Source organism: Bradyrhizobium macuxiense (assembly GCF_007993935.1).
Taxonomy (GTDB): Bacteria; Pseudomonadota; Alphaproteobacteria; order Rhizobiales; family Xanthobacteraceae; genus Bradyrhizobium; species Bradyrhizobium macuxiense_A.
The window spans coordinates 335,414-357,124 of sequence record NZ_VITY01000010.1 but is presented as its reverse complement, the minus strand read 5'-3'; the positions used below and the strand labels follow the sequence as shown (position 1 = coordinate 357,124).

General features: G+C 65.1%; 22 protein-coding genes. 8 read left to right on the top strand and 14 right to left on the bottom strand.

From position 1 onward, the window contains the following. Nucleotides 1-19: 19 nt before the first annotated feature. From rimM to ffh, 3 genes are all read right to left on the bottom strand, one after another. A complete protein-coding gene (gene rimM / locus FBZ93_RS26610; RefSeq protein WP_146989896.1) occupies nt 20-541 on the bottom strand; it encodes a ribosome maturation factor RimM in 522 nt (173 codons plus the stop codon). Nucleotides 542-558: 17 nt separating this feature from the next. After that, on the bottom strand, nt 559-891 hold the full coding sequence (rpsP, locus tag FBZ93_RS26605) for a 30S ribosomal protein S16 (protein ID WP_146989894.1): 333 nt from the start codon (nt 889-891) through the stop codon (nt 559-561). 176 nt (nt 892-1,067) lie between these two features. Then, nucleotides 1,068-2,615, bottom strand: coding sequence for a signal recognition particle protein (gene ffh, locus FBZ93_RS26600; protein ID WP_146989892.1), 1,548 nt, complete (start codon nt 2,613-2,615; stop codon nt 1,068-1,070). A gap of 465 nt (nt 2,616-3,080) precedes the next feature. On the opposite strand from ffh, the gene FBZ93_RS26595 reads away from it, so the two are divergent. Then, nucleotides 3,081-4,145: an MBL fold metallo-hydrolase gene (locus FBZ93_RS26595; protein ID WP_167529221.1), complete on the top strand. Its 1,065-nt coding sequence runs from the start codon at nt 3,081-3,083 to the stop codon at nt 4,143-4,145. A gap of 131 nt (nt 4,146-4,276) precedes the next feature. Here the strand turns inward: FBZ93_RS26595 and FBZ93_RS26590 are convergent, their stop codons facing one another. After that, the gene (locus FBZ93_RS26590; protein ID WP_146989890.1) at nt 4,277-4,993 is read right to left on the bottom strand and encodes an SIMPL domain-containing protein; all 717 of its coding nucleotides are present in this window, start codon (nt 4,991-4,993) and stop codon (nt 4,277-4,279) included. Between the two features lie 5 nt (nt 4,994-4,998). After that, nucleotides 4,999-5,709, bottom strand: a complete 711-nt coding sequence (locus FBZ93_RS26585) for a GyrI-like domain-containing protein (protein ID WP_146989888.1) — start codon at nt 5,707-5,709, stop codon at nt 4,999-5,001. A 185-nt stretch (nt 5,710-5,894) separates the two neighbouring features. Between FBZ93_RS26585 and dapF the strand changes: the two genes are divergently transcribed. Both dapF and mtaB read left to right on the top strand, forming a co-directional pair. Continuing rightward, nucleotides 5,895-6,773, top strand: a complete 879-nt coding sequence (dapF, locus tag FBZ93_RS26580; RefSeq protein WP_146989886.1) for a diaminopimelate epimerase — start codon at nt 5,895-5,897, stop codon at nt 6,771-6,773. 18 nt (nt 6,774-6,791) lie between these two features. Then, on the top strand, nt 6,792-8,054 hold the full coding sequence (gene mtaB, locus FBZ93_RS26575) for a tRNA (N(6)-L-threonylcarbamoyladenosine(37)-C(2))-methylthiotransferase MtaB (RefSeq protein WP_146989884.1): 1,263 nt from the start codon (nt 6,792-6,794) through the stop codon (nt 8,052-8,054). Between the two features lie 238 nt (nt 8,055-8,292). Here mtaB and FBZ93_RS26570 read toward each other — a convergent pair whose 3' ends face one another. Beyond that, nucleotides 8,293-9,432: a DUF2336 domain-containing protein gene (locus tag FBZ93_RS26570; RefSeq protein ID WP_146989882.1), complete on the bottom strand. Its 1,140-nt coding sequence runs from the start codon at nt 9,430-9,432 to the stop codon at nt 8,293-8,295. 105 nt (nt 9,433-9,537) lie between these two features. Next, nucleotides 9,538-10,239 (bottom strand): RluA family pseudouridine synthase, encoded by a 702-nt coding sequence (locus FBZ93_RS26565; RefSeq protein WP_167529220.1) that lies wholly within the window; start codon nt 10,237-10,239, stop codon nt 9,538-9,540. Nucleotides 10,240-10,288: 49 nt separating this feature from the next. Between FBZ93_RS26565 and ftsY the strand changes: the two genes are divergently transcribed. Both ftsY and FBZ93_RS26555 read left to right on the top strand, forming a co-directional pair. Then, nucleotides 10,289-11,236, top strand: a complete 948-nt coding sequence (gene ftsY, locus FBZ93_RS26560) for a signal recognition particle-docking protein FtsY (protein WP_146989880.1) — start codon at nt 10,289-10,291, stop codon at nt 11,234-11,236. Nucleotides 11,237-11,273: 37 nt separating this feature from the next. Further along, entirely contained in the window at nt 11,274-11,873 is a 600-nt protein-coding gene (locus tag FBZ93_RS26555) for a septation protein A (protein ID WP_146989878.1), read from the top strand. Between the two features lie 156 nt (nt 11,874-12,029). On the opposite strand, the gene FBZ93_RS26550 is transcribed toward FBZ93_RS26555, so the two are convergent. The 6 genes from FBZ93_RS26550 to ccmA form a co-directional block, all read right to left on the bottom strand. Beyond that, nucleotides 12,030-12,407 (bottom strand): ComEA family DNA-binding protein, encoded by a 378-nt coding sequence (locus FBZ93_RS26550; RefSeq protein WP_146989876.1) that lies wholly within the window; start codon nt 12,405-12,407, stop codon nt 12,030-12,032. A gap of 170 nt (nt 12,408-12,577) precedes the next feature. Continuing rightward, nucleotides 12,578-13,171: a DsbE family thiol:disulfide interchange protein gene (locus tag FBZ93_RS26545; protein ID WP_146989874.1), complete on the bottom strand. Its 594-nt coding sequence runs from the start codon at nt 13,169-13,171 to the stop codon at nt 12,578-12,580. Beyond that, complete coding sequence (ccmD, locus tag FBZ93_RS26540) at nt 13,168-13,347, bottom strand: heme exporter protein CcmD (RefSeq protein WP_208764057.1); 180 nt, start codon at nt 13,345-13,347, stop codon at nt 13,168-13,170. The genes FBZ93_RS26545 and ccmD overlap by 4 nt, the downstream gene beginning before the upstream one ends. 2 nt (nt 13,348-13,349) lie before the next feature. Continuing rightward, complete coding sequence (locus FBZ93_RS26535) at nt 13,350-14,135, bottom strand: heme ABC transporter permease (protein ID WP_146989870.1); 786 nt, start codon at nt 14,133-14,135, stop codon at nt 13,350-13,352. Between the two features lie 64 nt (nt 14,136-14,199). Beyond that, complete coding sequence (gene ccmB / locus FBZ93_RS26530; RefSeq protein ID WP_146989868.1) at nt 14,200-14,868, bottom strand: heme exporter protein CcmB; 669 nt, start codon at nt 14,866-14,868, stop codon at nt 14,200-14,202. Nucleotides 14,869-15,139: 271 nt separating this feature from the next. Next, nucleotides 15,140-15,742 (bottom strand): heme ABC exporter ATP-binding protein CcmA, encoded by a 603-nt coding sequence (ccmA, locus tag FBZ93_RS26525; RefSeq protein ID WP_146989978.1) that lies wholly within the window; start codon nt 15,740-15,742, stop codon nt 15,140-15,142. A 242-nt stretch (nt 15,743-15,984) separates the two neighbouring features. Between ccmA and acnA the strand changes: the two genes are divergently transcribed. The 3 genes from acnA to FBZ93_RS26510 all read left to right on the top strand — a co-directional run bounded on the left by acnA (nt 15,985) and on the right by FBZ93_RS26510 (nt 20,608). Then, the gene (gene acnA, locus FBZ93_RS26520; RefSeq protein ID WP_146989867.1) at nt 15,985-18,705 is read left to right on the top strand and encodes an aconitate hydratase AcnA; all 2,721 of its coding nucleotides are present in this window, start codon (nt 15,985-15,987) and stop codon (nt 18,703-18,705) included. Between the two features lie 225 nt (nt 18,706-18,930). Further along, nucleotides 18,931-19,692 (top strand): DUF1223 domain-containing protein, encoded by a 762-nt coding sequence (locus tag FBZ93_RS26515; RefSeq protein ID WP_146989864.1) that lies wholly within the window; start codon nt 18,931-18,933, stop codon nt 19,690-19,692. A gap of 544 nt (nt 19,693-20,236) precedes the next feature. Continuing rightward, nucleotides 20,237-20,608, top strand: coding sequence for a DUF2794 domain-containing protein (locus tag FBZ93_RS26510; RefSeq protein WP_050400886.1), 372 nt, complete (start codon nt 20,237-20,239; stop codon nt 20,606-20,608). A 192-nt stretch (nt 20,609-20,800) separates the two neighbouring features. On the opposite strand, the gene FBZ93_RS26505 is transcribed toward FBZ93_RS26510, so the two are convergent. Continuing rightward, nucleotides 20,801-21,592: a Bax inhibitor-1/YccA family protein gene (locus FBZ93_RS26505; RefSeq protein WP_021078796.1), complete on the bottom strand. Its 792-nt coding sequence runs from the start codon at nt 21,590-21,592 to the stop codon at nt 20,801-20,803. Nucleotides 21,593-21,711 lie beyond the last annotated feature (119 nt).

Below are 21,711 nucleotides of genomic sequence, written 5' to 3'. Positions count from 1 at the left end.
AAAAAAGGAATACTTCGGATCAAGCCGCCGACGGATCGTCGCCGTCGATTTCCTGCGGCAGGTCGATCACGACGCGGCCGCCGTCAAGATCGACGGTCGGCACCACCGCGTTGGTGAAGGGCAGCAGCATCGTCGCGCCCTGCGGCGGGGCGATCTCGATGATGTCGCCGGCGCCGAAATTATGGATCGCGATCACCTTGCCGAGCGGCTGCTCGGACGTCGTCACCGCGGCAAGCCCGATCAGATCGGTGTGGTAATATTCGCCGTCGTCGGTGTCCGGCAGCCGATCGCGCGGCACGTAGAGCTCGAGACCGTTGAGCCGTTCGGCGTCATCGCGGGTGGCGACGCCCTTCAGCGTCACCACCAGATGGTCCTTGGCCTCGCGCGCATGCGTGACCTCGAACTGGCGCGCGCCGTCCTTGGTCATCAGCGGGCCGTAATCCTTCACGGCCAGCGGATCTTCGGTAAAGGTCCACAGCCGGACGGCGCCGCGCACACCATGCGCAGCGCCGATACGGGCGACACAGACCGGTGCAGCCACCGTGGTCGCCGTTCAGCTTAAGCCTTGGCGGCGGCTTCAGCCTGCGCCTTGCGCTCCTTGCGCGGCACGGCCTTCTCGGGGTTGTTGCGCGGCGCGCGCTTCTTGACGCCGGCGGCGTCGAGGAAGCGGGTCACGCGATCCGACGGCTGCGCGCCCTTGGCGAGCCAGGCCTCCACCTTGTCCATGTCGAGCTTCAGGCGGGCCTCGTTGTCCTTCGGCAGCAGCGGGTTGAAGTGGCCGAGACGCTCGATGAAGCGGCCATCGCGCGGGAAGCGCGAGTCGGCGACGACGACGTGATAGACCGGACGCTTCTTGGTGCCTGCGCGAGCGAGGCGGATAACAACGGACATCTAGTTCTCCTTAAGTGTTGGTTTGAAGTCTGTATTGGTCAGTTACGCCGTCATTGCGAGGAGCGAAGCGACGAAGCAATCCATGTCTCCGCAATCGGTGAGATGGATTGCTTCGCGGAGCCTGTCATCGGGCCGGCCAGAGGCCGGACCCGTTGGCTCGCAATGACGAAAGAGAGTCATTTCTTCTTGCCCGGGAAGCCGCCGAGGCCCGGCAGCATCGGCTTGCCGGAGAGGCCGGTCAGGCCCGGCACGTTCGGCAGGCCGCCGCGCAGCCCGGCCGGCAAATCCTTCGGCAGGTTGGGCAGACCGCCGCCGGCGCCGCCCTGCATCTTCTCGGCGAGCGCCTTCATCTCCTCGGCCGAGGGCGGCTTCATGCCGCCGCCAAAGCCCATCGCCTGCGCGATGCCGGCGAGCGGGCCGCGCTTGCCGCTTCCCATGGCCTTCATCATGTCAGCCATGTTCCGGTGCATCTTCAAAAGCTTGTTGACGTGCTCGACGCTCTGGCCGGCGCCGGCCGCGATGCGCTTCTTGCGGCTCGCCTTCAACAGGTCAGGATTCTTGCGCTCCTGCCGCGTCATCGAATCGATGATCGCGACCTGGCGCTTCAAAATCTTGTCGTCGATCCCCGCTGCCGCGATCTGATTCTTCATCTTGGAGATGCCGGGCATCATGCCCATCAGGCCGCCGATGCCGCCCATATTGGCCATCTGCTGCAGCTGCTCGCGCATGTCGTTGAGGTCGAACTGACCCTTGCGCATGCGCTCGGCGGTGCGCGCGGCCTTTTCGGCGTCGATATTGGCGGCAGCCTTCTCGACCAGCGAGACGACGTCGCCCATGCCGAGGATGCGGCCGGCGATGCGGTTCGGATGGAAGTCTTCCAGCGCGTCGGTCTTTTCGCCGGTGCCGATCAGCTTGATCGGCTTGCCGGTGACCGCGCGCATCGACAGCGCGGCGCCGCCGCGGCCGTCGCCGTCCACTCTTGTCAGCACGATGCCGGTGAGGCCGACGCGCTCATCGAACGAGCGCGCCAGGTTGACCGCGTCCTGGCCGGTGAGGCTATCCGCAACCAGCAGCACTTCATGCGGGTTGGCGGCGGCCTTGATCTCGGCCGCCTCCTTCATCATGTCTTCGTCGAGCGTGGTGCGGCCGGCGGTGTCGAGCAGCACCACGTCGTAGCCGCCGAGCTTGCCGGCCTCGAGCGCGCGCCTGGCGATCTGCGGCGGCATCTGGCCTGCGACGATCGGCAGCGTCGGAATGTCGAGATCGCGGCCGAGCACCGCGAGCTGCTCCATCGCCGCCGGGCGGTAGACGTCGAGCGAGGCCATCAGCACCTTGCGCTTGTCGCGCTGGACCATGCGGCGCGCGAGCTTTGCGGTGGTGGTGGTCTTACCGGAGCCTTGCAGACCGACCATCATGATCGGCACCGGCGGCACGGAATTGATATCGATGGTCTGGCCGTCGGAACCGAGCGTGGCGACCAGCTCGTCATGGACGATCTTCACCACCATCTGGCCCGGCGTCACCGACTTGACGACGGTGGCGCCGATCGCCTGCTCGCGGACCCGGTCGATGAAACTGCGGACCACCTCGAGCGCGACGTCGGCCTCGAGCAGCGCGCGGCGCACCTCGCGCATCGCGGCATCGACGTCCTTTTCGGTCAGCGCACCGCGCCCCGTCAGACGATCGAGAATGCCACCAAGCCGTTCCGACAGATTGTCGAACAATGCCGTTGTCCTTCGTTGCGCCCGTGAGCGCGCGTCACTCGTTGCTCGTCATACCCCGCGAAAGCGGGGTATCCAGTACGCCGCGGCGGCTCGGTTCAATCCGCGCTGCCTCTGGGATACTGGATCACCCGCTTTCGCGGGTGATGACCAGATAATTTGCCTCGGCACCGTGCCAAGACGGTGTGCCCAAGACGATTGTCCAAACACTTTCGCGCCCGAGGGCGCATCGCGCTGTCGGGCGTTGGCCTCTGGCCTCCAGGACCAGTCGGCGGGTCGAAAAGACGGAGCTTTCCGAGAAAGTCGCGGCGTTAAACGCTGCCGGGGCGGCAAAGTCAAGGAAAGTTTCGCCGCAGTCGGCCTGGGTCTGGTCTTAAATCATTGAAATTGTGTCGATTTGTTGCGTTCGTTCCGAATTCGCCGTTGCCACCCATATAACCGGAGCCTGCCTCCTAGTCGGGAACCCGCTTGCCCATCACCCGCCGCCGCGTTCTTGCAACCTTGACCGGAGCCGCTGCTGCGATCGGCGTGCCCTCGATCTGGATGACTTATATGAAAACCTATGACGGCCCCGCCTCGGATCATTTCGACGGCCTGCACTTCTTCGACCCCGATGGCTCGCCGCCGAAATCGCTCGGCGAGGTGCTGCGCTGGCAGTTCGGGGGCGGCCGAAAACGCGCGGTCTGGCCGGAATGGGCGCCGAGCCCCCATGCCGATACGCCGCCGCCGCGCGTCGAGGGCGATAAAGTGCGGTTCTGCTTCGTCGGCCATGCCAGCTGGCTGATCCAGGCCGCAGGCCTCAACATCCTGGTCGATCCGGTGTGGTCGATGCGCGCCTCGCCGTTCAGCTTTGCCGGGCCGAAGCGGCACAATGATCCCGGCATTGCCTTCGACAAACTGCCGGCGATCGACGTCGTGCTGGTGTCGCACGGCCATTATGACCATCTCGATGTCGCGACGCTGTCGAAGCTGACGGCCGCGTTTGCGCCGCGCGTGATCACGCCGCTCGGCAATGACGTGACGATGCAGGCGTCCGATGCCGCGATCAAGGCCGAGGCGTTCGACTGGCATCAGCGCGTCGAACTTGGCGGCGGCGTTGCCGCAACGCTGGTGCCGACCCGGCACTGGTCGGCGCGCGGCCTGTTCGATCGCAACAAGGCGCTGTGGGCGAGCTTCGTGCTGGAGACGCCGGCCGGCAAGCTCTACATCGTCTGCGATTCCGGCTACGGCGACGGCCGGCATTTCCGCCGGGTTGCCGAGGCGCATGGCCCGTTGCGGCTCGCGATCCTGCCGATCGGCGCCTACGAGCCGCGCTGGTTCATGCAGGACCAGCACATGAACCCGGAGGATGCGGTGAAGGCGCTGGCCGATTGCGGCGCGACGCAAGCGCTGGCGCATCACCACGGCACGTTCCAATTGACCGACGAGGCGATCGACGCGCCCGCGATTGCGCTTGGCCAAGCGCTCGACGCGGCGAGTGTGCCGCGGGAGAAATTCGTGGCGTTGAAGCCCGGGCAGGTGTTCGAGATCTGACCGTCGTCCCGGCGAAGGCCGGGACCCACTACCACCGAGTTTGGTTGCGAACGGAAGCGCAGCTCCAGCGTCGCGCAACAATCAATATTTGGGGTTATGGGTCCCGGCCTTCGCCGGGACGACAGTAACTCTTACTTCTCCTTGATCGCCCAGGAGACACTCACATTTACGGTCAGCGTCTCCTCGCCCTGCGCAACTGGCGTCGGTGCCGCGGCGAATCTGGCCGTCGCCATCTTGCCCGCGAACGCCACCGGCGCCGATCCGAGCTCTGCGATGCTCAACGGCGCGCCGAGCGTGACGCCGGCGGCCTTGGCGTAGATCTCCGCCTTGCGGCGGGCGTCGGCGACCGCCTTTTCACGTGCGTCGTCGAGCAGTTTCGAGGCCTGCGACACCGAGAAATTGAGCCCGCCGATATCGTTAGCGCCGGCGCCCACCAGCACGTCGATGACGCCGGCAACCTTGCTCACGTCATGCAGCTTGATCGTGACGCGGTTGCTCGCGTGATAACCGACGATGCTGGGCGGCGCGTTCGGGGACGACGGCGTGCGGTTGGCGAATTGCGGCTGCAGCGACAGCCGGGAGGTCTGATAATCCTTCTCCGCGATGCCGGCGCCCTTCAGCGCGGCCAGCACCTTGCCCATCGTCACGTTGTTGGCCTCGGTGGCCTCGCGTGCGGTCTTGCCGTCGGTCGTAACGCCCGCGTCGAGCTGCGCCTGATCGGGCGCCGCCGATACGGTGGCCTCGCCGGTGACCGAGATCGCCGGAGGAAAATCGTCATTGGCTAGTGCGGGCGCAGCCAGCAGCGAGGTCGCGATAAGGGTGGCAGCGAGGGGGAGGCGGAAGGTCATCTGGTTCACTTCAGGGGTACGTAGACGTTGATCACAAGCTTGTCTTCGGCGGTCTTCAGCGGATCGGTGATGTATTCCTCGATGAAGGTGTCCTTGGCTTCGAGCTTCTTGTCGTCGAGGTGATTGGTGATCGCCTCATAGGTGTTGTCCATGTTGTCGTAGGAACCGCGATGGACGAACTTCAGCGCCTTGCCGTCGGGCGAATTGCCCATGCTCATGTTCTTGCCGAGGTTCTTCGCATCCTGATCGACCGGGATTTCGGCGATGAAGGTGAAGCCGGTGTCGTCGGTCGAGGTGTAGACGATCATCGGGTTGCCCGATGCCTTGATGCCGTCCTTGTCGAGCAGGGCGGTGAGCTGCTTGAACGCCTCGATCAGCGCGTCGAAGGCGGAATCCCAATTGGCCGTGCCTTTCAGCATCACGACCTTCTTCGGCTCCAGCGTGAACGGCTCGCCGAACGGGTCGGCGGTCTGCACCGGGGCGGCCGGCGGCGGGGCCGGGGTCTGTGATGCGGCGGGGCTGTCAGCCGGCGACTTGGTCTCGGCCGGCGGGGGCACGGGCGTTGCCGCCGGGGTCGGAGCGGGGGTCGGGCTCGGGCTTGCCGCGGGAGCGGGCGAGGCGGACGGCGACTGGGCAGGCGCCGGGCTTGCCAATGCGATCGCGGCCAAAGGGAGCAGCGCGACCAGGGCCGCGCGGAGCGTGTTGATACGGTTCATTGATACTTCTCCATCCCCTTCCTCAGGCGGCCGCTCGATCTGTCCCGGCGCGCGCGGTCCGCGAGGTGCGATATTCCTAACACGCGAGTTCTGCATTCGTCCCATGACAGATGTGTCATAGGGCCATTCAGACTGGCCTTCCGGCCACCACTCGCCATATAACCGGGCAGAATTTGGGAAAATCGATGAGCGCGCTCGCCAATCACGCATTCGCCAAGATGAACGGCATCGGCAACGAGATCGTCGTCGTCGACCTGCGCGATTCCCAAGGTCGGGCACAAGTCTCGGCAGCCGAGGCGCGCGCGGTGGCGTCGCCGGCCGGAGCGCCGTATGACCAGCTGATGGTGCTGCAGCCGCCGCGGCTCGACGGCACCGAAGCGTACATCACGATCTACAACAATGACGGCTCGGAGGCCGGGGCCTGCGGCAACGGCATGCGCTGCGTGGTGCGGCGGATCTTCGAGAAGACCGGCCAGACCACGGCGACGTTCCAGACCCGTGCCGGCCTGCTCAATTGCTGGCAGGGGCCGGCGCCCGATCTCTACACCGTCGACATGGGCGCGCCGAAGTTCGGCTGGCAGGACATTCCGCTGGCTGAGGAATTCCGCGACACCCGCTACATCGAGCTGCAGGTCGGGCCGATCGACAATCCGGTGCTGCATTCGCCCTCGGTGGTCTCGATGGGCAATCCGCACGCGGTGTTCTGGGTCGACGACGTCAATGCCTATGACCTCGAACGTTTCGGGCCGCTGTTGGAAAACCATCCGATCTTCCCGGAGCGCGCCAACATCACGCTGGCCCATATCGTCAATCGCGACCACATCACGATCCGCACCTGGGAGCGCGGCGCCGGCCTGACCAGGGCCTGCGGCTCGGCGGCCTGCGCGACGGCGGTTGCGGCGGCGCGGCTGAAGCGCGCCAACCGGATCGTCGAGATCACGCTGCCCGGCGGCAAGCTCGGCATCGAATGGCGCGAGCGCGACGATCACGTGCTGATGACCGGCACCGCCGATTTCGAATATGAGGGCCGCTTCGATCCGGCGCTGTTCGCCAGCGTCGCCTGATCTGGCGTGAGATCGGTTATGGGCGTCGATGTCGTCACCTTTGGCTGTCGCCTCAATTCGTTCGAATCCGAAGTGATTCGCCGCGAGGCGGAGCAGGCGGGACTTTCCGACACCATCGTCATCAACAGCTGCGCCGTCACCAATGAGGCCGTGGCGCAGGCCCGGCAGTCGATCCGCAAGCTGAAACGCGAACGCCCCGAGGCGCGCATCGTGGTCACCGGCTGCGCGGCGCAGACGCAGGCCGAAATGTTCGCCGAGATGGCCGAGGTCGATCGCGTCGTCGGCAATGACGAGAAGATGCGCGGCGACGCCTGGCGCGCGACACGTTCAGCATTCGATATCGGTGCAAGTGAGAAAGTCGCGGTCGCCGATATCATGGCGGTGAGGGAGATGGCGCCGCATCTGCTCGACGGCTTCGAGCGCGGCCTGCCGCGGGTGTTCGTGCAGGTGCAGAACGGCTGCGATCATCGCTGCACCTTCTGCATCATCCCCTATGGTCGCGGCAATTCGCGCTCGGTGCCGATGGGCGCAGTGGTCGATCAGGTCCGCGCGCTGGTCGAGCGCGGCCATGCCGAGATCGTGCTGACCGGCGTCGATCTGACGAGCTATGGCGCCGACCTGCCGGGTGCCCCGAAGCTCGGCCGGTTGACCCGGCAGATCCTGCGTCGCGTGCCCGAGCTGAAGCGGCTGCGCATCTCCTCGATCGATTCGATCGAGGCGGATCGTGACTTGCTCGACGTCATCGCCGACGACGCGCGGCTGATGCCGCATCTGCATCTGTCGTTGCAGTCCGGCGACGACATGATCCTGAAGCGGATGAAGCGCCGGCACTCACGCCAGGACGCGATCGATTTCTGCGCGCAGGTGCGCCGGCTGCGGCCCGACATCGCGTTCGGCGCCGACATCATCGCGGGCTTCCCGACCGAGTCTGAGGAGATGTTCGCGCGCTCGCTCGATCTGGTCGAGCAATGCGACCTCACCTTCCTGCATGTGTTCCCCTATTCGAAGCGTCCCGGCACGCCCGCTGCGCGGATGCCGCAGGTCGCAGGCGGCGCGATCAAGGAACGCGGCAGGCGGCTGCGTTCGGCCGGCGAAGCCGCGCTGCTGCGGCGGCTTGCCGCGGAAGTCGGCGCGACGCGCGAGGTGCTGATCGAGAGCGAGCGGCAGGGCCGTACCGAGCATTTCCTGCCGGTCGCGATCGATGGCGATGAACCGGGTACGGTGCGGCGGCTTGTGATGGCCGGTCACGATGGCACACACCTCGTTGCATGCAACCGCTGAGACTTCATCTCCGTCGTCCTGGCGCAAGCCAGGACCCATTACCCCAATCGGTCATTGTTGTGCGACGCTGGGGCCACGATCCCGTTCATGATCCAATGCGGTGGTTATGGGTCCTGGCTTTCGCCAGGACGACGCGTGGGAAGAGCCGTGGACTCACGCTGATCACCCGCACGCGGGTGACAACACGGAACGAGCTGTTTGACAGGTTAAAGCAGAACCAATCCCGCGCGCCACGCACTCAGTGCGCGCGTCCCCCCGGCCTTGGCGGCTGCGACGCGCGAACCTGCCAGAATCGCAGCAGGCGATCGGCGTTTTCGCGGGTCATTTTCGTGAACTGGCCTTTCGCGTGGGCGAGCTCGACGGGGCCCATGGAGCCAGTCGTGTAGCGGCATTCCATCACCGCGGCGGTGGTCTCCCAGCTCAGGCCAGCCGCGCGGCACGGCACCAGCAGGCCCTCACTGCGCAGGCTTTGCATCAGCGAGCGGATCACCTCGATGCTCGACTGCGCAAGATCCGCCAGCGCCACGACGGTCTCTTCATATTTTCGCTGCCTGGCAAAGCCCAACAGCGCGGCTTCATTGAGCTCGCCGCTATCCCTGAGCTTTGCGATGTGACGCCTGGCCGCGGTGAAATCGCGGACCTGCGACATGTCACGCTCGACGCCGGCCGCAACCGCGGCGATCGCGTGCCGGATCTCCTCGAACAAATACGGTGGGGCGCGTTCCAGCAGACGGCCGCGAACCTCTTCGGTCGCGCGGCGCAGCAGCTGAAGGCGGAGCTCCGACGGCAGGTCGGCGCGGATGCCGGTCTCGACGGCGAGAACCGGATCGTACTCGGCCTGCGCGAGGATGACCGCAAATCCGTCCGGCGATACCTTGGCGCCGGGATTGTTGACCAGGCGGCGGCTCACACTGGCGAAGCGACGCGCCAGGAGTGCATCGGTGACGACTTCCTTCAGCCACCAGCGGCCGGCGACGGCGAGCAGATGCTGCTCGCTCTTGGTCTGCGCGATCTCGACCAGGTCGTCCGCGCTGAGCCGCGACGATTCCTGCAAGACCGGCCGCGCGATCCTGATCTCGTCATTGCCAGCGAGGCGGCGAATGATCGCGGGCGGAGCCTGGGTCACCGGTGCGAGCTGCTCGCTGATGTCGGTGAGCGCCATCCGGGCGCTGATGTCGGCAAGCGCCCTCAGCTCGATGGTCTTGACCAGCCGATCGAGCACGTTGTCGAACAGCTCGACCTGTTCACTGTTGAAACTGCCGGCGGAGGCGAGGAACAGGTCAGTGACACGCTTGGCGGTGGCGATGCATTTTTCGGCGGAGCCGGCGCGTATCGCCGCCTCGACTTCGTCGACAATTGCCTGCCCGGCAGTCAGCATTGCTCGTCCTGAGCCCGTCGTGATGCGCTTTTCTAAGCCGCCTGCAGGACTACCGGACGAGGCTGAAGGTTCCGTAAAGGATAATGGTCCGTAAAACCCCGGAGATCACTGGCCGGTCCAGCCGCAGGCCCTGAGCCGCTGCCACATATGCTCCGGCGCCGGCGCGACCACATGGACCGGGTCCTTGTTGCGGGAAATCGGGATGCCGATTTCGCGGGAATGCAGATGCAAGGTCGGCTCGCCGAAGCGCGGACCGTTGCCATAAATATTGTCGCCGACGATCGGCCAGCCCGTCGCCGCCGAATGCACCCGCAGCTGATGGGTGCGGCCGGTGACCGGCTCCATCGCCAGCCAGGCGAGGCCGTCGCCGCGTCCCAGCACCTTCCAGTTGGTGATCGCCTTCTGCCCGTCCGGGTCCGGCTTCTGCCACCAGCCGCGCTCGGCGTTGAGCCGGCCGAGCGGCATGTCGATGGTGCCCTCGTCCTCGGCCGGGCCGCCCTCGACGACGGTCCAATAGGTCTTCGAGATCTTGCTGTGCTTGAACAGCAGCCCGAGCGAGGCGGTCGCCTTGCGGTGGCGTCCCAGGACGAGGCAGCCGGAGGTGTCCTTGTCCAGCCGATGCGCCAGCACCGGCGGCCGCGGCAGGCCGAACCGCAACGCGTCGAAGGAGGCCTCCAGGTTGGGCCCGCCCTTGGGGCCGCGATGCACCGGCATGCCGGCCGGCTTGTCGATGACCAGCATCAACCCGTCACGGTGGAGCACCCGCGCTAGGATTTCTTCCGCGGTCAATTGGGGAACATCGATCAATTCGTCGAGACTTTCGTTTGTGAGCCGAAACGGCTAACACGTCCGCGCCATGAACGATACCACTGCAGGAACTCCAAAACAGAGCTGGTGGCAGCGCCTGAAGGGCGGCCTGAAGCGGACCTCGAGTTCGATCGGGACCGCGGTCGCGGACCTCGTCACCAAGCGCAAACTCGATTCGGCCATGCTCGACGACATCGAGGATGTGCTGCTGCGCGCCGATCTCGGCACCGATGTCGCGGTCCGCATTGCGGAGGCGGTCGGCAAGGGCCGCTACGACAAGGCGATCTCCGCCGACGAGGTCAAGGACGTCGTTGCGACCGAGGTCGAGAAGGTGCTGGCGCCGGTGGCGAAGCCGCTCGAGATCGACGGCTCGAAGCAGCCGTTCGTCATCCTGGTCGTCGGCGTCAACGGCTCCGGCAAGACCACGACGATCGGCAAACTGTCCGCCAAATTTGCCGCCGAGGGCCGCAAGGTGATGCTGGCCGCCGGCGACACCTTCCGCGCCGCCGCGATCGAGCAGCTCAAGGTCTGGGGCGAGCGCACCAAATCGCCGGTCATCGCCGGCGCCCAGGGCTCGGATTCGGCAAGCCTCGCCTTCAGCGCGCTGACCGCGGCCAAGGAGCAGCAGCGCGACGTGCTGCTGATCGATACCGCCGGCCGGCTGCAGAACAAGTCCGAGCTGATGAACGAGCTCGAGAAGGTCGTGCGTGTCATCAAGAAGGTCGATGCATCGGCGCCGCACGCGGTGCTGCTCGTGCTCGACGCTACGGTGGGACAAAATGCGCTGTCGCAGGTCGAGGCATTTCATCGTACGGCGGGTGTCACCGGCCTCGTGATGACCAAGCTTGACGGCACCGCGCGCGGCGGCATCCTTGTCGCGCTGTCGGAGAAGCACAGACTGCCGGTGCATTTCATCGGCGTCGGCGAAGGCGTCGAGGACCTCGCGCCCTTCACGGCGAAGGATTTTGCCAAGGCGATTGCCGGGATCGAGGCATGACCTCGAAAATCATGTCTCAAACCAACACAGAGAATTAATGGACAAGACCCAGCCGCATCCGCTGTTCAAACTTGCGACCGAGCTCGGGCCGCTGCTCGTGTTCTTCATCGCGAACGCCAAGTACCATCTGTTCGTCGCCACGGCGGCGTTCATGGTGGCGATCGTCGCGGCGATGATCGCGTCCTATGTGGTAACGAAACACGTGCCGATCATGGCGCTGGTGACCGGCGCGATTGTGCTGGTGTTCGGCACGCTGACATTGGTACTGCACGATGAGACCTTCATCAAGGTCAAGCCGACCATCATCTACGGCCTGTTCGCGGCTGTGCTCGGCGGCGGGCTGCTGTTCGGGCGCTCCTTCATCGCCGTGATGTTCGACCAGATGTTCAACCTGACGCCGCAGGGCTGGCGCATCCTCACCATGCGCTGGGCGCTGTTCTTCGCCGGCATGGCCATCCTCAACGAAATCGTCTGGCGCACCCAGACCACGGATTTCTGGGTGAACTTCAAGGTGTTCGGCGTGACGCCGCTGACCATGATCTTCGCCATCGCCCAGATGCCGCTGACCAAGCGCTATCACCTGGAGCCGGTCTCGCTGGAAACCAGCGAGGCCGACGCCGGCGACCTGCGGAAGTAAATAGCCGCTTTTTTGGCCGTCATTGCGAGCGCAGCGAAGCAATCCATTGCGCGGCATATGTGGAACGATGGATTGCTTCGCTGCGCTCGCAATGACGAGAGGCAAGAGCTTCGACCTCTCCCCGTGAGAAACGGGGAGAGGTGAAGGCGGTCACCATCAGCTCTTATGCTTGGCGACGATCTTGTCCTTGATCTTGTCGTAGGTCGCCTGCGGCAGGATGTTCTTCTGCACCAGTTCATCCTTGCCCTTGTAGGGGCGGCCCTTGATGATCGCGGCCGAATAGGCCTTGCCGACACCAGGCAACGCGTCGAGCTGGTCGGAGCTCGCGCTGTTGATGTCGAGCAGGTCGTCCTTCGCCATCCCCGTCGTCTTCGCGTCGGGTGCCACAGCCTTCGGCGCGGGGGCCATCTTGCTGGTTTCCGATTTGGTGGCGGGCGTGGCCGGCTGAGTGCTCTGGGCCATCGACGGCGTGGCCGTCAGCATGCCGAGCGTGAGCGCGGTGGCGAGAAGTGAAGCGAGCGTGGTCTTGCGCATATGTCCCCTCCAGAGGAACGTTGATGTCAACGCTGCTGAGTTGGGGTTGCGTTCGTGGCGTTGCCGTGGCCGTGAAATGAACCGCAGATAAACCTGTCGAAGTATTTTGTCGCAGGCATTTTCGCTCGCCGTTCACCAGCGGTTCACGGCACCGCTGAATGACGGTGCGCTTACTGTCCGGCGCGCAGTGCCTTCTCGATCTCGGCCTTGAGCACGCTGTTGACGTTCTCAGGCGTCACCGGGCCGACCAGCTTGTAGACGATCTTGCCTTCGCGCCCGACCAGGAAGGTCTCGGGCACGCCGTAGACGCCCCACTCGATCGAGGCGCGGCCGTTGCCGTCGACGCCGACAATGCCGAACGGGTTGCCGTAGCGGCCGAGGAAGCGCCGCGCGTTCTCGGGCGAGTCCTTGTAGTTGATGCCGATGATCTGGAAGCGCTTGTCCTTGCTGAGCTCGGTGAGCAACGGCGCTTCGTCATGGCACGGCACGCACCAGGATGCCCAGACGTTGACGACGCTGACCTTGCCCTTGAACGCGGCGGGGTCGAGACCCGGAACGGGTGCGCCGTCCTTCATGAGACCGTCGAGCGCGGGCAGGGCGGTCTGCGGCGCCGGCCGTCCGATCAGCGCCGACGGAATGCGCGAGGGATCGCCGCCATAGAGCCGCAGCAGGAACAGCCCGGCGAGGCCGAGGAAGATCAGCAGCGGCAGCACCACCAGCAGGCGGCGGGCTTGCGGCGGGCTGTTGGTTGTCTGCTCGCTCATCGAATATCCGCCGCGCTGCGGCCGGAGCGGCGCGTGACGCCGCTGGCCTCGATCTCCTTGAGGCGCGCCTGCTGGCGGCGATAGTCGGCGACGATCCAGACGATCAGAAGCAGCACGACGGCTGTGACCAGCGCATAGGACGTCACGATGAAGGAGGCGTAGGGACCAAGCGACATCGTCACGCCGCTCCAATTTCTTTTGGACCACTGCTCGCCTCGCCCGTGAACGAGACGCGACTCGCCTGCATCATCTGCAGGCTGCGCACGCGCCGGCGCAGGATCTCGTTGCGCATTGCCGCGAGGTGCAGGGTGATGAAGAGCAGCGAGAACGCGATCGCCATCACCAGCAGCGGCCACAGGAATGCCTTGTCCAGCGTCGATCCGCCCATCCGGAGCACGGATGCCGGCTGATGCAGCGTGTTCCACCAGTCGACCGAGAATTTGATGATCGGGATGTTGATCGCACCGACCAGGGTCAGCACCGCCGCCGCCCGTGCCGCGCGCGAAGGGTCCTCGACCGCGCGCCACAGCGCCATCAGGCCGAGATACATCAGGAACAGGATCAAGACCGAAGTCAGCCGCGCATCCCACTCCCAGTAGGTGCCCCACATCGGCCGGCCCCACAGCGAGCCGGTGACGAGCGCAAGGAAGGTGAAGGCGGCGCCGATCGGCGCGGCGGCTTTCGCGGCGACATCGGCGAGCGGGTGCCGCCACACCAGCGTGCCGAGCGCGGCCACGCTCATGACGCTCCAGACGAACATCGACAGCCACGCGTTCGGCACGTGGATGAACATGATCTTGACCGTGGCGCCCTGCTGGTAGTCGTCGGGCGCCATTGCCGACTGGTAGAGCCCGATCGCGAGCAGGATCGCGGTCGCGGCCGCGAGCCACGGCAGGATGCGCGCGGTCAGCGCCAGAAACCTGGTCGGGTTGGCAAGGTCGGTCAGCGTCTCGGTCAGCTTCATGGCACCCTGATAGTCGTCCGCTGGGAGCGAGGCAATTGGCCGAATTCCCCTCGGCGAGATTTGATCAGTCCAGCCCGTGCCGCAGGCTCGCGGCGGCCGCAAACGGGCCGATCACGAGGCTGGCAAGCGACAGCGCGCAGAGGATCGAGAACGGTGTTCCAAACGGCAGCGGCCCCGAGATCGCCGCCTGTGAGGCCGCGACGCCGAAGATCAGCACCGGGATCGACAGCGGCAGCACCAGCACCGCCAGCAGCAACCCGCCGCGATGCAGGGTCACCGCCAGCGCCGCACCGATCATGCCGGTGAAGGTCAGCGCCGGTGTTCCCGCCAGCAGCGTGGCCGCAACGGCAAGCGTCGCCGTGCCGTCGAGGTTGAGCAACAGGCCGAGCACCGGGGTCGCGACGATCAGCGGCAGGCCGGCGGCGATCCAGTGCGCCAGGGCCTTGGCCGCGCAGGCGAGTTCCAGCGGTGTCCGGCTCATCACGATCAGGTCGAGCGAGCCGTCCTCGTGGTCGGCCGTGAACAGGCGATCGAGGGTCAATAGGCTCGCCAGCAGCGCGCCGAGCCAGAGGATGGCGGGGCCGAGCCGTGACAGCAGCGCCAGATCGGGACCTACCGCAAACGGCATCAGCACCGTGACGGTAAGGAAGAACAGCACCCCGATCAGCGCGCCGCCGCCGACGCGCAGAGCAATCTTGATGTCGCGGCGGATCAATGCGGCCAGCGCGCTCATGCCGCGCCTCCACGGTGATTGTCGTTCGAGCCGACATATTGCCGCACAACCGGTGCGCTCCCTCCCCCCTTGCGGGGGAGGGTCGGGGAGAGGGGTGGCCCCGGGCGAGATGCATGCTTGGGAAGACGCGCTTGCAATCTCGGCCGTGCATTGTCCTCGCGCTCAAATATAACAGAGCCCGTCGTGTGGCACCCCTCTCCCTGACCCTCCCCCGCAAGGGGGGAGGGGACGGAGAGACCTGTGCGCAGCGTCGAGAGATAGATCAGCGCGCTCATGCCGCGCCTCCCATCCGCAGGTCGCGGGCATCGATGCCGAGCGGCAGATGGGTCGCGGCGACGATCAGGCCGCCGCTTGCGAGATGGTCGCGCATCAGGGCGGCGAACAGCGCCTGTCCGGCCGTATCGAGCGCCGATGTCGGCTCGTCCAGCAGCCAGACCGGCCGGCGCACCGAGAGCAGGCGCGCGATCGAGAGGCGGCGGCGCTGGCCCGCGGAGAGGTAGGCCGCCGGCAGATGTGCGGCATGGTCGAGCCCCACGGCGGCCAGGCATCGGCCGGCATCCTCGGTCTTGCCGCCGAGGAATTCCCGCCAGAAGGAAAGATTTTCCGCGACGCTCAGCGCCGGCTTCAAGGCGTCGCGATGGCCGAGATAATGGGCCTGCTCGGGCAGGCTGAGCTCGGCGTCGCCGCCTTCGAGCGCGATGGTCCCATCGGCTGGAACCAGGAGCCCGGCGAGGACGCGCAGCAGCGAGGTCTTGCCCGCGCCGTTGGGGCCGGTGACGGCCAGTGCCTCACCTTCCGTGGCCGCCAGATCGAGGCCGGAAAACACCTCGCGTCCACCGCGCACGCATTTCAGATTTCGTCCCGAGAGCCGCATGGTTCGTTGTGTCACAGCCCTCTGAAATCTTTCGCTACCGCGTGAGAATTTTTGGGTCGCGCGATGCCGCCGCACGCTTGTCGGTGTGGCGGTGCTTCTAGAAAGGTTCTATAAGCCCGGAACTTGATGCAGCACACACAATCGGCGGCCGCAACCCACCCCCCGGGCCATCCCTTGGCCAGTGTCGTTCGCCGGTGTTTAGTTACCCTTGCCGGGTATAACTGAGAATTGGGATTCCTCGCATGACCTCACTCGACAGCTTCAAATGCCGCAAGACCATGAAGGTCGGCGCCAAGTCCTACGTCTATTACAGCCTGCCCCAGGCGGAGAAGAACGGACTGAAGGGTATTTCGAAGCTGCCGTACTCGATGAAGGTTCTGCTCGAGAACCTGCTGCGCAACGAAGACGGCCGCACCGTCAAGAAGGAAGACATCGTTGCGGTGTCGAAGTGGCTGAAGAAGCGCCAGCTCGAGCACGAAATCGCGTTCCGCCCGGCGCGCGTGCTGATGCAGGATTTCACCGGCGTTCCGGCCGTGGTCGATCTCGCGGCGATGCGCAACGCGATGCAGAACCTCGGCGGCGATGCCGAGAAGATCAACCCGCTGGTGCCGGTCGATCTCGTCATCGACCACTCGGTGATCGTCAACTTCTTCGGTGACAACAAGGCGTTCGCGAAGAACGTCACCGAGGAATACAAGCAGAACCAGGAGCGCTACGAATTCCTGAAGTGGGGCCAGAAGGCGTTCTCGAACTTCTCGGTGGTGCCGCCCGGCACCGGCATCTGCCACCAGGTCAATCTGGAATATCTTGCGCAGACGGTGTGGACCAAGAAGGAGAAGATGACGGTCGGCAAGAAGACCGGCACCTTCGAGATCGCCTATCCCGACTCGCTGGTCGGCACCGACTCGCACACCACGATGGTCAACGGCCTCGCCGTGCTCGGCTGGGGCGTCGGCGGCATCGAGGCTGAGGCCTGCATGCTCGGCCAGCCGCTGTCGATGCTGCTGCCCGAGGTGGTCGGCTTCAAGCTCAAGGGCCAGCTCAAGGAAGGCGTCACCGCGACCGACCTCGTGCTGACCGTCACCCAGATGCTGCGCAAGCTCGGCGTGGTCGGCAAGTTCGTCGAGTTCTTCGGCCCCGGCCTCGACTATCTCTCGGTCGCCGACAAGGCGACCATCGGCAACATGGCGCCCGAATACGGTGCGACCTGCGGCTTCTTCCCGGTCGATGCCGCGACCATCGACTATTTGAAGACCTCGGGCCGCAAGGCCGATCGCGTCAAGCTGGTGCAGGCCTATGCCAAGGCGCAGGGCCTGTTCCGCACCGCCAAGTCGACCGACCCGGTGTTCACCACCACGCTGACGCTCGACCTCGGCGACGTCGTGCCGTCGATGGCCGGACCGAAGCGCCCCGAAGGCCGCATCGCGCTGCCGGCGGTGTCGACCGGTTTCGCGACCGCGCTGGTCGGCGAATACAAGAAGCCCGAGGGTGAACAGAAGCGCTACGCCGTCGAAGGCCGCGACTTCGATCTCGGCCATGGCGACGTCGTGATCGCGGCGATCACCTCCTGCACCAACACCTCGAACCCAAGCGTGCTGATCGGCGCCGGCCTGCTGGCGCGCAAGGCGGCCGCCAAGGGCCTCAAGGCCAAGCCGTGGGTGAAGACCTCGCTCGCGCCGGGCAGCCAGGTGGTGGCCGAATATCTCGCCAATTCCGGCCTGCAGGCCGATCTCGACAAGGTCGGCTTCAACCTGGTCGGCTTCGGCTGCACCACTTGCATCGGCAACTCCGGTCCGCTGCCGGAGGACATCTCGAAGTCGATCAACGAGAACGGCATCGTCGCCGCCGCCGTGCTCTCCGGCAACCGCAACTTCGAAGGCCGCGTCTCGCCGGACGTGCAGGCGAACTACCTCGCCTCGCCGCCGCTCGTCGTCGCGCATGCGCTGGCCGGCACCGTGACCAAGGATCTCGCGGTCGAGCCGCTCGGCATCGGCAAGGATGGCAAGCCGGTGTTCCTCAGGGATATCTGGCCGACCGCCAAGGAGATCAACACCTTCATGAAGAAGTACGTCACCGCGACGATCTTCAAGAAGAAGTACGCCGACGTGTTCAAGGGCGATACCAACTGGCGCAAGATCAAGACCACGGAAAGCGAGACCTATCGCTGGAACATGAGCTCGACCTATGTGCAGAACCCGCCCTATTTCGAAGGCATGAAGAAGCAGCCCGACCCGGTGACCGACGTGGTCGATGCGCGGATCCTTGCGATGTTCGGCGACAAGATCACCACCGACCACATCTCGCCGGCCGGTTCGATCAAGCTGACCTCGCCCGCCGGCAAGTTCCTCAGCGAGCACCAGGTGCGCCCCGCCGACTTCAACCAGTACGGCACGCGGCGCGGCAACCATGAAGTGATGATGCGCGGCACCTTCGCCAACATCCGCATCAAGAACTTCATGCTGAAGGGTGCTGACGGCAATATTCCGGAAGGCGGTTTGACCAAGCACTGGCCCGACGGCGAACAGATGTCGATCTACGACGCTGCGATGAAGTACCAGCACGAAGGCGTGCCGCTGGTGGTGTTCGCCGGCGCCGAATACGGCAACGGCTCGTCGCGCGACTGGGCCGCGAAGGGCACGCGTCTGCTCGGCGTGCGCGCGGTGATCTGCCAGAGCTTCGAGCGCATCCACCGCTCCAACCTGGTCGGCATGGGTGTGCTTCCGCTCACCTTCCATGAAGGCACGTCGTGGTCCTCGCTCGGCCTCAAGGGCGACGAGAAGGTCACGATCCGCGGGCTGCAGGGCGACCTGAAGCCGCGCCAGACGCTGACCGCCGAGATCGTCTCCGCTGACGGCGGCAAGCGGGATGTCCCGCTGCTCTGCCGCATCGATACGCTGGACGAGCTCGACTACTATCGCAACGGCGGCATCCTGCATTACGTGCTGCGCAAACTCGCGGCCTAAGGCCGCTTGTTTGAGCATGGTCTATTCGGAAAACCGCTTCACACTTTTCCGGACCATGCTCTAACGCGGATTTGTGATCGGTGCCTCACTGCTTAGTGAGTAGCGGCTAAAAAGAAGGCGGCCTATGACAAGGCCGCTTTCTCGCGTTTTGGGGCACGCAAGTTCAGGGACAGACTTCATGCTCCGTACAATTACGGATGGAAATCATCACGACTGGTTCGCAGTATGACAGCGATGATGGCCTATAATTCGATTTCGCGATGGTCCAGCGCGCTTGGTATCTGCGCGATCGTCGCGATCATCCGCCCCGCTCACGCCGATCCGCGTGCAGTCGTCGAACTCTTCACCTCGCAGGGATGCTCGTCCTGTCCGCCCGCGGACAAGATCATCGGTGATCTCGCGAAGGACCCCAACGTCATCGCGCTCAGCATGCCGATCGACTATTGGGACTATCTCGGCTGGAAGGACACGCTGGCCGATTCCCGTTTCAGCGCACGCCAGAAAGCCTATTCGCACATGCGCGGCGATCGCGACGTCTACACGCCGCAGGCCGTGATCAACGGCTCCGCGCATGTGATCGGCAGCGATCGCGCCAGCATCGAGGACGCCATCAAGAGCACCGAGAAGAGCGGCACCGTGATGTCGGTGCCGGTGACGATGACGCTGACCGGCAAGCAGATCAACGTGTCGGTTGCGGCGTCGAAGTCGCCCGCGGTGTCGCGCGGCGAAGTCTGGATCTGCTCGATCTCGAAGTCGGTGCCGATCTCGATCTCGCGCGGCGAGAACCGTGGCCACGAGATCACCTACCACAACGTGGTGCGCAATCTGCTGAAGGTTGGTGACTGGAACGGCTCGTCCGGCAGCTGGACCGTGCCGCTCGAGAACATCACGCGCGATGGCGTCGATGCCGCGGCGGTGTACGTCCAGGACGGCAATCGCGACAAGCCGGGCCCGATGCTCGGCGCCGCATTCACCTCGCTTCACTAGCGCATTGCTGCGCTAACTGCCGCCGGCCGCGTCGCTGGGCCGCACGCAGGCTGTTCGCAGCCTTGCGCGGCGACTAACTCGCATCCAGTGATTTGCTGAAGAGAGAGCCGGAGGCTTGCGCACGCGTCTCGATCGCGCGTGGTCGAGCAGGTCCCCAAAAACAAAAAGGACCAACTTTCGTTGGCCCAGTGTTGGGATTTAACTCCCCTGCGAACAGGCCCGATCCCGACGGCCCCGGGGGGCTGGGGGCTGAGGAATCCGGAACCGAAAGGACCGGGCCAACGCAGGATTATCTTTTCGCAGGGCAGCGGGGCGGGCGATGGGCGGAAGTGGGGCAGCAATATGATTCCGCTAACGTTCCCGTGACTCTTCGGTTTTCCGGACAATCCGCCGCGCCAGACCCTGGTTACGGCCTGGTTGCGTTGCGAATGGCCCCTTGCGGGCCCCCGCGCTTAGCGCGATCATGTCGCTCTCGTGACGATCCCGAAGCAGGGGGCACCGGTCTTCGGAACCTGATGGTCGCCGGGATGACAGGAGGCGCTCGATGAGTTTGATCTCGGAGGACACCGATCCGAGCGGGAGCCGTGCCGCGGCGCGCCCCGCCGCCGCGACACCCCAGCCCAACCGCGTGACATTCAATCGACTTGAGCTCAATCGCATTCTCAATCTCTACGGCCGCATGGTCGCCGACGGCGAGTGGCGCGACTATGCGATCGACTTCCTGAAGGACCGCGCCGTGTTCTCGGTGTTCCGGCGCGCCTCCGAAATGCCGATCTACCGGATCGAGAAGGATCCCCGGCTGGCCCGCAAGCAGGGCATGTACAGCGTGATTTCGGCGACCGGCCTGATCCTGCGCCGCGGCCACGAACTCGAGCGGGTGCTGTTCGTGATCGATCGCAAGCTGTCGCTGGTGTAGGCGCGGTCGTTCGACGCCCGTAGCCCGGATGAAGCGAAGCGTAATCCGGGGGACTGTCCCCGCGGATGGTGCTGCCCCGGATTACGCTGCGCTCCATCCGGGCTACGCCGTCTCTGATCTCATTCTTTCCACGCAAAATAAAAGCCCCGGCCGCATGGCCGGGGCTTTAATCGATTGCCTTGCTCGAGGCGCTTAGTCGCGCTGGCCGAGCAGCTGCAGCAGCAGCGTGAACAGGTTGATGAAGTTCAGGTAGAGCGACAGCGCACCAGTGATTGCCGCACGCTCTGCCATCACGCCGCCCTGCGAGGCGTAGCCGTAGATGTAGTCGTTCTTCAGCCGCTGGGTGTCCCAGGCGGTGAGGCCCGCGAACACCAGCACGCCGACCACCGAGACGATGAACTGCAGCGCCGAGCTCGCCAGGAACAGGTTGACCAGGCTCGCGATGATGATGCCGATCAGGCCCATGAACAGGAACGAGCCCATGCCGCTCATGTCACGCTTGGTGGTGTAGCCGTAGAGGCTCAGCGCACCGAACGTCGCCGCGGTGATGAAGAACACGCGCACGATCGAGGTGTGCGTGTACACCAGGAAGATCGACGACAGCGACAGGCCCATCAGTGCCGAGAACACCCAGAACAACAGCTGGGCGGTCGCAGGCTGCAGGCGGTTGATGCCGGCCGAGATGACGAACACCATCGCCAGAGGGGCGAGGATGAACAGCCACTTCAGCGGGCTCACGAACATCGCGTAGCCGAACTGCGTCAGATAGGCATTGCCGAACTTGGCGACGGCGGCGGACTGGTCGGTCGTCACCGCGCCCATATAGACGCCGAGCGCGGCCAGGCCGGTGATGGCGAGGCCGATGCTCATGTAGTTGTAGATGCGCAGCATGTAGGCGCGCAGACCGGCGTCGACGGCCGCAGCGTCAATGCGCCCGGCGGCCCGGCCGAAAGGAGAAGCGTAGTTGCGGTCTAGGTCCGACATGGTCGAATTCCCGTGGTTGGTCCCGGTGGAGCGCAAGGGATTTGCGGCGCCGGTTATAAATCTATCTCAGATGGCCCGGTTTGCGGAGCATTAATTCCGTGTCATTCAAACCGACTATC